Source organism: Pedobacter sp. Leaf176, assembly GCF_001424305.1.
GTDB lineage: Bacteria > Bacteroidota > Bacteroidia > Sphingobacteriales > Sphingobacteriaceae > Pedobacter.
Genome location: NZ_LMPD01000003.1, coordinates 721,357 through 732,908 on the forward strand (window position 1 = coordinate 721,357; position 11,552 = coordinate 732,908).

Consider the following 11,552-nt stretch of genomic DNA (forward strand, 5'->3'; position numbering starts at 1 on the left):
CATCACCTTTTACTACCTTTGCGGCTCAAAATTTACAGTAGAATGAGTCAGCCCATTAAAATCAAAAACGCTTTAATTTCAGTATATTATAAAGACGGTTTAGCTCCATTGGTAGAATTGTTAGCCGCCCAGGGCGTGCAGTTATATTCAACAGGTGGAACAGAACAGTTTATTAAAGATTTAAACCTTCCCGTTACAGCTGTTGAGGATTTAACCGGCTATCCATCCATATTAGGCGGACGTGTTAAAACGCTTCATCCAAAAGTATTTGGTGGAATTTTAAACCGCAGAGGCCTGGAAAGCGATAAACAACAGATTTCTGAATATGAAATCCCGGAGATTGATTTAGTGATTGTTGATTTATATCCATTCGAAGAAACTGTAAAATCCGGAGGAACACCGGAGGAAATTATCGAAAAAATTGACATCGGTGGAATTTCCCTGATTCGTGCAGCGGCCAAAAACTTTAATGATGTGGTAATTATTGCATCAAAAAACGATTATCCTACCCTACAAAGCCAATTGGAAGAACAAAATGGTGAAACGACCCTGGCACAGCGCAAGGCTTATGCTAAGAAAGCGTTCCATACTTCTTCACATTACGATACCGCTATTTTCAACTATTTCAATCAGGAAGAACCGCTTGATGTTTTTAAACAAAGCGTAACCGAAGCCAAAACTTTACGTTATGGAGAAAATCCTCATCAGGGTGGTGTTTTTTATGGTGATTTAGATGCCATGTTTACCAAATTGAATGGTAAAGAACTATCATATAATAATTTAGTAGATGTTGATGCCGCCGTGGTCTTGATCGATGAATTTGAAGACCCGACTTTTGCCATTTTAAAACATACCAACGCATGCGGTATCGCCTCTCGCCCAACTGTTAAACAAGCTTGGATCGACGCTTTAGCCTGCGACCCCGTTTCCGCTTTTGGTGGTGTACTGATTACCAACGTTGAGGTTGATTTAGAAACAGCACAGGAAATTAACAACCTGTTTTTTGAAGTTTTAATTGCACCGTCTTATCAGCCCGAAGCAATTGAATTATTCAGTAAAAAGAAAAACCGCGTTATCTTAAAACGCAATGAAGTCGACCTGGGTAAAAAGCAATTTAAAACGTTATTGAATGGTGTTATTGAGCAGGATAAAGATTTAATTATCGAAGGACCTGAGCAAATGACAACGGTAACTGAAAAAGCACCAACTGAACAGGAGTTAAAAGATTTATACTTTGCTAATAAGATTGTAAAACACACGAAATCAAACACCATTGTTTTGGTTAAGGATGATGTCCTGATAGCAAGTGGCGTTGGACAAACCAGTCGTGTAGATGCTTTAAGACAAGCGATTGAAAAAGCAGAATCTTTCGGATTCAGTGTAAAGGGCGCTTCAATGGCGTCTGACGCTTTCTTCCCTTTCCCTGATTGCGTTGAAATTGCCGCTGATGCTGGCATCACTGCTGTTTTACAACCCGGCGGTTCTATTAAAGATGCTGATTCTGTAGCGAAAGCCAATGAAAAAGGCATTGCAATGGTTACAACCGGTGTTAGACATTTTAAACACTAGTTTTTTGTTGTTTGGTTGTTTAGATTATTGGATGTTTAGCCATGAAGCAGCGAAATTTTCATTATAGGCTTTAATCCAAACAACTAAAAGACCAGTAAACTAAAAAACTAACTGACTAAACAATAAAAAAGCTATTTTTACATTAGGAATAGTATATAGATTTAACTGATATAAAATAAAGACACCTTCTACATGGGATTATTTAACTGGTTTACGCAGGAAGTTGCTATTGATTTAGGCACAGCGAATACCCTGATTATACATAATGATAAAGTAGTGGTTGACGAGCCGTCAATTGTTGCTTTTGATCGTACAACGAATAAAGTCATTGCTATTGGCCGCCAGGCGATGCAGATGGAGGGTAAAACCCACGATAATATTAAAACTGTTCGCCCTTTAAAGGATGGTGTAATTGCAGATTTCAATGCTGCAGAAGCCATGATTAAAGGCATGATTCGCATGCTGAATGGCGGCAAAGGCTGGATGTTTCCATCTCTAAGAATGGTTATTTGCATTCCTTCGGGCATCACGGAAGTTGAAAAACGTGCTGTTCGTGACTCTGCGGAAATTGCAGGTGCAAAGGAAGTATACTTAATCCATGAGCCAATGGCGGCGGCTGTTGGTATCGGAATTGATGTTGAAGAACCCATGGGCAACATGATTATCGATATCGGTGGGGGAACTACTGAAATTGCAGTTATTGCACTTTCTGGTATTGTTTGCGATCAGTCTATCCGCGTTGCAGGGGATAACTTCGACTCTGATATCGTTAATTATATACGCCGCCAGCATAACATAATGATCGGTGATCGGACGGCAGAGAAAATTAAAATCGAAGTTGGTGCTGCTTTACCTGAACTACAGGACGCTCCTGCTGATTTTGCCGTTCAGGGCCGCGATTTAATGACAGGCGTTCCAAAACAAATTACCGTTTCTTATACAGAAATTGCACATTGTCTGGATAAGTCGATTTCTAAAATAGAAGAAGCAATTTTAAAAGCATTGGAGATTACGCCTCCGGAACTTTCTGCAGATATCTATCAAACGGGTATTTACTTAACGGGTGGCGGCGCATTATTAAGAGGTTTAGATAAACGTGTTGCGGCAAAAACAAAATTGCCTGTTCACGTCGCAGAAGACCCGCTTCGTGCTGTTGTTCGTGGAACCGGTATCGCACTTAAAAACATCGGAACTTATAAATTCTTAATGCAATAAACAGATTGACGAATGTAGATTTTAGATTGACGATTGATGAATAGCGAGACGTTAAAAATAAGGACTAAGGCATATTCCATATCAATTGGAAAACTAATAATTTCTCTTCCATACAATATTATAAATAAAAACTATTCAAATCAGTTGGTTCGATGCTCGAGTTCTGTAGGTGCAAATTACAGGGCAGCCTGCAGAGCAAAATCTACTGCGGATTTTTTAAATAAATTAAAGATTGTTGAAGAAGAATTAGATGAGTCTATGTTTTTTCTTGAACTATTAGAAGAATTCAACCCTGAGTTAAAAGTTGGAATTCAAAAAAACTGGAATGAGGGAAATGAATTACTTTCAATAATGGTTTCTTCTATTATCACGATTAGAAAAAACGAACAAAATCGTAAAGCATCTTAAATCTTATTTGAAATTATGCAGTCAATCTTCAATCGTAAATCTAAAACCGTAAATTAATATGCGTAACCTTTGGATTTTCATAAACAGATACAACGCATTTTTCTTGTTTATCATCTTTTTTATCATTGGAATTTATCTTACGGTAAAAAATAATGCCTATCAGCGCAGCGTAACCTTAAATTCATCTAATGAAATTGTAGGCACCGCTTATGACAGGCTAAATGTTTTCAAAAGATATATGAATCTTGGAATGGTAAACGATAGTTTAGCTGTTGAAAATGCTAAACTAAAAACACTTTTATTAAACCTTACTACAGTTGATACCGCCAAAGATGTAAAAGTGATTGATACTGTTACCAACCAGCAATACACTTATCTTGCCGCAAAAGTTGTTAAAAATTCCATAACATTAAGGAATAATGTTATGACAATTAATAAAGGTACACTAGATGGTCTGGAAACTGGAATGGCAGTTATATCACCGCAACGGGGCGTTGTAGGCTTCATTCGAGATGTATCCGCGCATTTGGCAACCATCCAGTCCTTACTTCATAAAGACACAAAGATTAGTGTAAATATTAAAAAAAGCAATGCGCTCGGTTCATTGGTATGGGGTGATAATAATTTCGACATACGTAAGGCACTTATTAAAGAAGTTCCGAACCACATTAAAATGAATGTTGGTGATACGGTTGTCACCTCCGGGCTTGGACAATTTCCTGCAGGGATATTAGTAGGGAAACTAAGCAAAACCAATATTGCAACAAACGATAATTTTTTATCTGCTGAATTAAATTTGTTTAATGATTTCTCCACCTTACAATACGTTTACGTAATCAAGAATAAGTTGGCAAAAGAACAAGAACTTTTAGAAAATCCTGTTAAAACTAAAGAATGAACAGTAGGGCAATAGTCATAAATATCCTCAGATGGTTTGTTTTACTTTTCGTGCAGATATTTCTGCTCAAAAACATGGGCTTTTATGATCTGTCGACGCCTTTTATTTATGTTCTGTTTTTGCTACTGCTTCCATTTGGCATTCCAAATTTATTGCTTTATCTATTGGCCTTTGGTACTGGCTTAACCCTCGATGCTTTTTACGATACCATGGGTGTTCATGCCACGGCATGCGTGGTTTTGGCATTCGTCAGAATTTCATTTATTTCCATCAGTTTGAATAAAGATGCCATTGATGATCCGGAACCATCGCTGAGTTACATGGGATTTCAGTGGTTTTCATTATATGCTTTTCTTTGCGTAATTACGCATCACCTTGTTTTGTTCTTTTTAGAAACTTTCAGGTTAACAGAAATCGGTTATACCTTAATGAGATGTGGCCTAAGTTGTATCTTTACACTGCTTATTATTTTACTAATCGAATTTATCTTCTATAAAAGAACATCCCGCTGATGGAGCAATTATTTAATCGCAAGTATATTATCCAGGGCCTGTTTATAATTATTGCTATTATTCTATTAGCCAAGCTTTTTTATATTCAGATCATCAGCGATAAAGCATTTGTTGCCGCCGAGAGCAACGTCTTAAAAAAGAAATTTAAATACCCTGCGCGCGGAGCAATACTAGACCGTAAAATGAGGGTAATTGTACAAAACGAGCCGGTTTATGATTTAATGGTTATACCAAATGAAGTTAAATCATTCGACACGCTGGCATTGGCGAATGCTTTAGAAATTTCTGTTGAGGACGTCAGAAAAAACCTTCGAAAGGCAAAATTAAAATCAAATTATCAGGCAACGCCTTTTTCAAAACAGATTTCAGTTCAAAGCTATGCCCGCTTGCAGGAGATTATGTATCGGTTCCCGGGTTTTTCTACACAAGATAGAACCATCCGTCATTACCCGGATAGCGTTGGCGGACAATTATTTGGCTATGTGAAAGAGGTAGACAGTGCGGATATTGCACGATCCGAAGGTTTTTATAAGCCCGGTGATTATAAGGGTAAAAGCGGGCTTGAATTTTCATACGAGGAAACGCTGAGGGGAGAAAAAGGCGTTATTAATACAGTTTACGACGCAAAGAACATTCCCCAGGGAAGCTATGCAGATGGTAAATATGACGTAAATGCTATTTCCGGAGAGCGTCTTATTTCTGGAATTGACATTCAGGTACAGAAACTTGGGGAAGAACTTATGAGAAATAAAGTCGGGGCAATTGTAGCGATTGAACCGTCATCCGGAGAAATTCTGGCATTTGTAAGCAGTCCGGGTTATGACCCAAATTTGCTGGTTGGAAAAAGACAGGGGAATAACTATATGGATTTAATTGGCAACCCATATAAGCCTTCACTAGTACGCCCGATCCAGGGAAAATACCCTCCTGGTTCGTCATTCAAACCCATTGATGCACTCCTTGCATTACAGGAAGGCGTAGTTGATGTAAACACCACATTTAATTGTCCGGGTTACTACATGGCTGGAAATCATAAAGTAAAATGTGAGCATGTTGATGGTAATATAAGTATGCGGAGGGGCATTGCCAGAAGTTGTAACACCTACTTCTGCCATGTTTTTCAAAAACTAATTACTAAAAACGGCATGAAAAATCAACGTCAGACGTACCAGCAATGGCGTGATAAAATAGCAAAATTCGGTTTCGGTCAGAAACTGCATGTCGATTTGCCATTCGAAAAACAAGGCTACTTTTATAATGCCGACCATTACGATAAAATCTATGGCAAAAGGTGGGGCTATACAACGGTAATTTCACAAGCCATAGGTCAGGGTGAAATAACCGCTACCCCGCTTCAAATTGCAAATGCTATGGCAATTATTGCGAACCGCGGATATTACATCAGACCGCACCTGATTAGAGCAATGGGCGATAAAATAAAAAAAGAATACACAGAAAAAAATTACGTTGGTGTAGATGCTCAATATTTCGAGCCCGTAATCGATGGCATGCAGGATTGCGTGAACACGGCTTGGGGTACTGCTGTTTTATCACGAATTCCAGATATACTAATGTGTGGTAAAACTGGAACAGTCCAAAATCCACATGGAAAAAACCACTCCGTTTTTATTGGTTTTGCTCCGAGGGATAACCCAAAAATTGCAATTGCAGTTATCGTGGAAAATGCAGGTTTTGGTAGTACTTATGCCGCCCCGATTGCAAGTTATATGGTTGAAAAATACATTAAAGGAAATATTACAGGTGCAAGAGCAAACCAGGTGGAATGGATGAAAAACCAAAATCTTTTACCTTTGCTTATTGATAAGAGTAAAAAAATTAAATTAACAAAAGCAGATAGTTTAATAATCAGAAAAACAGATTCACTTAAACGCGTAAATGATAGCCTTAAAATCAAGGCAGCTACCGCTAAAAGACCACTTTCTGCTCAGGTTTCAAAGAGAACTGTAGAGGTAAAAAATTAGAAATTAATGAAATGATGCAGCAACAAGGCAACAGGTTTTTCTTTAATGTAGACTGGATTACTGTATTGATTTACATTTCGCTTTGTGCTATTGGTTTTACAAACATCTATGCCTCCATCCCTCATCCGGAGAATGCTACGGCCTTTGATTTTACCAGCAGCTATGGTAAGCAATTAATTTATATAATCTCAGGATTGATTTTAGGATTGTCTATCTTGTTATTCGATGGCCGGCTCTTTAATGTTTTCGCTCCTTTTATCTACGGTATTACTTTAATTTTATTAATGGCTGTTCTGTTTATTGGCAGGAATGTTGGTGGTAACCAGGCCTGGATTCCTATAGGTTCTTTCAGGCTTCAGCCCTCTGAATTTGCTAAATTCGGTACAGCACTTGTCCTAGCCAGATATGTAAGTACGTTCAATCCGAAATTCAGAGATTTTAAATCAATTTTTATTGCCGGAATTATTGTTGCTGTGCCTTTACTATTGATCATGCTCCAACCGGATACTGGATCCGCACTGGTATTTTTAGCCTTCATGTTTCCTTTATACCGGGAAGGTTTATCAGGCTATTTTCTATTGATTTTTTTAGGAATGATAGTGCTTTTTGTTGCCGATTTCCTGGTTCCAATCACCATCCTTGTTGCCATTTTGCTTACCATCAGCGGGCTTTTTATATATGCAAATAGGAGAAAGCAAAAGTTAATTATCACTACAGTTTTTGTAACTCTAATAGCAATAGGCTATCTTTTCCTGGTTAAAATTGCTTATGAAAAAGTGCTTCAGCCTCACCAGCGCAATCGAATTGAACTTATGCTTGGTCTTAAAACAGACAACAGGGGTGCCGGCTATAACGTAATTCAGTCACAAATAGCCATTGGCTCAGGCCAAGTTACCGGAAGGGGTTTTTTACAGGGGACTCAAACCAAATATGGTTATGTTCCTGCTCAAAGTACCGATTTTATCTTTTCTACCATAGGAGAAGAATGGGGCTTTTTAGGTTGTGCTATTGTAATCGGTTTGTATATTTTTCTGCTTTTAAGATTGATAAATCTCGCAGAAAGACAACGGTCTACTTTTTCAAGGGTTTATGGTTATAGTGTCGCCTGCATTTTATTCTTCCATGTATTTATCAATATCGGAATGACGATTGGTATTATACCTGTTATTGGGATTCCACTTCCATTCATTAGTTATGGAGGCTCTTCACTATGGAGCTTCACAATATTGCTTTTTATATTTTTGAAATTAGATTCGAACAGAATGGGCTTTATTTAAATAATGGAGCGAACCAAACCTCCCTCAACCCTTATTGCAGCACCATTAGTTCCCGATGCCAAAGGACTTACATAATAAGTTACGGTATTTGCGATTTCCTGAACATCTAGAAATCTTTTAATAAGCGATGTTGGTCGCATGTTTTTAAAAAAATCTGTTTCAACTTCTGCGACTGTGAGGTTTCCTGCTTTGGCCAAATCCTCTATAAAGCCTCCAACGCCTTTCGACTTTGTAGGACCAGGTAAGATCGAATTAACGGTTACCTCGGTGCCTTTTGTTAATTCTGCTAAACCACGACTAATCGCCAGCTGTGCAGTTTTAGTCATACCGTAATGAATCATTTCCTCAGGAATAAAAATCGCAGATTCACTTGATATAAAGATAATACGCCCCCAATTTTTCTTCAGCATTTTTGAAAACACTGATCTTGCCAGGCGGATGCCACTCATCACATTCACCTCGAAAAATCTAAACCATTCTTCATCAGTAATTTCTTCAAAAGCCTTAGGTTCAAAAATCCCGGCATTGTTAACCAGGATATCAATTTCGGGTAACTGCTCAATAAGTGAATTTACTTCATCTGCTTTTGAAAAATCAGCCACTATTCCGGTGACGCTTTCGCTACCAGAAATTTTTCTCAATTCCCTCAATGCAGCACTAACGCTCTCGTCGCTCCTGCCATTTATAATAACCTTAACGCCTTCTTTTAGTAAACTCTCGGCAATGGCGTAGCCAATACCCGCGGTAGAAGCACTTATAAAAGCAGTTTTGTTTTTCAGTTGTAAATCCATGATTGTATTTAGCGGGAGAATCTTCTATTTAGCAATTCATAAAACTGATCCACGGTGGATTGCTTTGAAGCCCAGTTATTTTTACCTGCATAATTGTTTTGCAGAAAACTATCTGCCGATTCGAAATTCGGCATTTTGTTAACAATATCCAGCGCTTCAGAATAAGCCATATTGTAGCCACTGAACAAATCCTTTATAAAAAGCAGTTTTTCATTTAAATTAATAGCTTGTTTTAAATCGGCAATCGGGGCTTTGACAGGTTCATTTTGAGCGCTATTCGTTTTCGCAAGTAAATCATTTAAAGACGGCGCTGGTTTTGATGAATCCGGTTGTTCCGCAGACTTAACAGGAACAGCATGAGGCGTAAATAACGGACGTTCAGTTTCTACTGGTGGAGAAATAATCTCATCATCGAGATTAACCTCTTTTAGCGCATCAATTGGCTCAGACTCTTTTTGAGCAAACAGCGTTTCCACTTCCGGATGGTTAATCGGATGTTCCTGCTCATGTGGAATTAAAAACGGCTCCGGACCAATCTCATCTTCGTCAATTGCTAAAGGCTCTTCGTTAACCAAATCATGTTCTTTTTCATGGATTCTTTTCTTCTGCGCAAGAATTTCTTCTTCAGCTGTACTTAGTGGTCTGTCGAAAATCTCATCAACAGATTTTTCCTCATAATCAAACTTATCATTATCGCTGTGGTTCCCCAAAACAAATTCAAAACTTTTGGATTCCTGATCAGGCTTGAAAAAGTCTTTCTCTATTAACTCTTCAGCCGTTTCTTCGTGAATGATTTCATTTTCAAATATCTCCTCTTGTGCCATAACATCAATACGCTCTTCTTCTTCCTCGGCTGTTGCAATTTCTTCCAGTTTCACAGGCTGTGGTGCAGCTTCTCTCTGCTGATAATTTTTATCAGGAAGTATGATTGTATTCTGTTCTTCAAGTAATAAACCAGAGTCGGTTTCTGTTATTTTTTTCGCTTCGGACAGGGTATTAAGTTTTTTGACTATCCTAACGTGGTCTGCGAGAAAATCAGCATTCGCAAGAAAAAGTTCCACTTCCAATTCGTTCAATATTTCAGGATTAAGCGCCAGAAATTCATACTGTTCGTTGAGCTCATTTAAAATACTGCCTATCTTTCTGAAAATATCTTGTTGATTCATCATAAATTATTAAACGATTTTTTAGCTGATTTATGTTGGTAACTATGTATTCAAAAATAACACTTAATTATGATATTTGTTCGGTTTAAAAATTATCATACGACGAAGAAAATAAGGATTGAGCATGTTATTCAGCGAACAAAATTTTAGAAGAAGAGGCGAATTTTCAGGAAGTATAGAAGTTGTATGTGGCTCTATGTTTTCAGGAAAAACAGAGGAACTGATTCGCAGATTAAAAAGAGCTCAAATTGCTAAATTAAATGTTGAGATTTTTAAGCCCCGCACGGATACACGCTACCATGATAGTGCTGTTGTGTCACACGATTTAAATTCTATTAATTCCACGCCTGTTGATAATGCATCGGCTATTCTCTTATTGGGTGCAAATACGCAGGTTGTAGGCATTGATGAAGCCCAGTTCTTTGATAACGAATTGCCTGATGTGTGCAACAAGCTTGCCATGAAAGGCATCCGGGTTATTGTGGCCGGACTCGATATGGATTTCACGGGAAAACCTTTTGGTCCAATGCCAGCGTTAATGGCTATTGCGGAACATGTAACTAAGGTAAACGCGGTGTGTGTGTGTTGTGGCAATCCCGCATTATTCAGTTACCGAACCGTGGCTGATGAATCTACCGTGCTTTTAGGCGAAAAGGAAAGCTATGAGCCAAGATGTAGGGCATGTTATAATTTGGAAAAAGGATAAGGGCTGCTTACTGCTTCAATAGTTCGTTGGGTTAACTGGTTAAATTGCTCAATTGTTAACATATTTCCATGATTCCAAGAGCAGCTTTATTAGCAATGATTACTTGTAATTGTATATTGTTCATTGAAAATTGTTAATTGTTAATTGAAAATTGGTCATTTCTAAGGTATTGATATTTAATCCCTCAAAGCCCATCCTCAATAAATAAAATAATGAAAAAACAGATTATATCTATCTTGGGCTGTGGCTGGTTCGGTTTTGCACTTGCCAAAAAACTGGTCGAAAATGGCAACGACGTTAAAGGTTCGACAACTAGCTTGGAAAAAATTTCGACCTTAGCGGAAGCTAAAATAAAGCCCTTTCTCGTAAATTTTACGACTGAGCAAATTGTTGCCAGCGATGATTTCTTCGATGCAGATGTGCTATTTATCTGCATACCACCGAAAAGAAACTCAGCCGAGCTGGAAACCTATCCTGATAAAATCAGGTTGATTTTAGAAAGTGCTAGAGATAAAAGCGCTAATATTGTCCTTATCAGCTCGACAAGTGTTTATGGCGACGAAAATACAATCATTAACGAAAATACGGCAACCAATCCCGATACCGATTCCGGCCGTGTAATCGTGGCTGCTGAAGAAATATTAAGAAGCAAATACCCGAACGATTATACCATTATCCGTTTCGCGGGATTAATTGGTCCGGAGCGAAATCCAGGGCGTTTTTTTGCAGGCAAAACTGACGTGCCAAATGGACTTGCACCTGTAAACCTACTGCATCAAAGTGATGCGGTAGATATTGCAATTTCTATTTTAGATAAGCAGGCTTTCGGACGGATTTACAATGCCTGTTCGCCCAGTCATCCCACAAGAAAAGATTTTTATACCAAAGCTGCAAATGATAGTGGTATGGTAGTACCTGAATTTATACCAGAAAAAACAAGCTGGAAAATAGTAGAAAGTGTAAATGTGCCTGAATTTTTAGATTATCAGTTTAAAGTGATAGTTTAATATTTTACTGCTCTCAGAGGA

11 protein-coding genes are annotated in these 11,552 nt (G+C 38.1%); 9 read left to right on the forward strand and 2 right to left on the reverse strand.

Features of this window, described 5'->3' with window-relative positions; all coding sequences use genetic code 11:
• Positions 1 to 42: 42 nt before the first annotated feature.
• The 7 genes from purH to rodA all read left to right on the forward strand — a co-directional run bounded on the left by purH (position 43) and on the right by rodA (position 7,861).
• Positions 43 to 1,569: a bifunctional phosphoribosylaminoimidazolecarboxamide formyltransferase/IMP cyclohydrolase gene (purH, locus tag ASF92_RS11960; RefSeq protein WP_056092901.1), complete on the forward strand. Its 1,527-nt coding sequence runs from the start codon at positions 43 to 45 to the stop codon at positions 1,567 to 1,569.
• 192 nt (positions 1,570 to 1,761) lie between these two features.
• Positions 1,762 to 2,784: a rod shape-determining protein gene (locus tag ASF92_RS11965; RefSeq protein WP_056092903.1), complete on the forward strand. Its 1,023-nt coding sequence runs from the start codon at positions 1,762 to 1,764 to the stop codon at positions 2,782 to 2,784.
• Positions 2,785 to 2,820: 36 nt separating this feature from the next.
• Positions 2,821 to 3,192, forward strand: coding sequence for a four helix bundle protein (locus tag ASF92_RS11970; protein ID WP_056092906.1), 372 nt, complete (start codon positions 2,821 to 2,823; stop codon positions 3,190 to 3,192).
• 58 nt (positions 3,193 to 3,250) lie between these two features.
• The gene (gene mreC, locus ASF92_RS11975) at positions 3,251 to 4,090 is read left to right on the forward strand and encodes a rod shape-determining protein MreC (RefSeq protein ID WP_056092909.1); all 840 of its coding nucleotides are present in this window, start codon (positions 3,251 to 3,253) and stop codon (positions 4,088 to 4,090) included.
• Positions 4,087 to 4,602 carry a hypothetical protein gene (locus ASF92_RS11980; RefSeq protein ID WP_056092912.1) on the forward strand — a complete coding sequence of 172 codons (516 nt, stop codon included), beginning with the start codon at positions 4,087 to 4,089 and terminating at the stop codon, positions 4,600 to 4,602. Before mreC ends, ASF92_RS11980 begins: the two co-directional genes overlap by 4 nt.
• The gene (gene mrdA / locus ASF92_RS11985) at positions 4,602 to 6,584 is read left to right on the forward strand and encodes a penicillin-binding protein 2 (protein ID WP_056092914.1); all 1,983 of its coding nucleotides are present in this window, start codon (positions 4,602 to 4,604) and stop codon (positions 6,582 to 6,584) included. Before ASF92_RS11980 ends, mrdA begins: the two co-directional genes overlap by 1 nt.
• A 14-nt stretch (positions 6,585 to 6,598) precedes the next feature.
• Entirely contained in the window at positions 6,599 to 7,861 is a 1,263-nt protein-coding gene (gene rodA, locus ASF92_RS11990) for a rod shape-determining protein RodA (protein WP_157263868.1), read from the forward strand.
• On the opposite strand, the gene ASF92_RS11995 is transcribed toward rodA, so the two are convergent.
• Together ASF92_RS11995 and ASF92_RS12000 are read right to left on the reverse strand one after the other, a co-directional pair.
• The gene (locus tag ASF92_RS11995) at positions 7,858 to 8,652 is read right to left on the reverse strand and encodes an SDR family NAD(P)-dependent oxidoreductase (protein ID WP_056092921.1); all 795 of its coding nucleotides are present in this window, start codon (positions 8,650 to 8,652) and stop codon (positions 7,858 to 7,860) included. The genes rodA and ASF92_RS11995 overlap by 4 nt on opposite strands.
• Before the next feature lie 8 nt (positions 8,653 to 8,660).
• The gene (locus ASF92_RS12000) at positions 8,661 to 9,821 is read right to left on the reverse strand and encodes a hypothetical protein (protein ID WP_056092924.1); all 1,161 of its coding nucleotides are present in this window, start codon (positions 9,819 to 9,821) and stop codon (positions 8,661 to 8,663) included.
• A gap of 121 nt (positions 9,822 to 9,942) precedes the next feature.
• Here ASF92_RS12000 and ASF92_RS12005 point away from each other — a divergent pair, with 121 nt between their 5' ends.
• On the forward strand, positions 9,943 to 10,524 hold the full coding sequence (locus ASF92_RS12005; RefSeq protein ID WP_056092927.1) for a thymidine kinase: 582 nt from the start codon (positions 9,943 to 9,945) through the stop codon (positions 10,522 to 10,524).
• 212 nt (positions 10,525 to 10,736) lie between these two features.
• Entirely contained in the window at positions 10,737 to 11,531 is a 795-nt protein-coding gene (locus tag ASF92_RS12010) for an SDR family oxidoreductase (RefSeq protein ID WP_056092929.1), read from the forward strand.
• Positions 11,532 to 11,552: the final 21 nt, after the last annotated feature.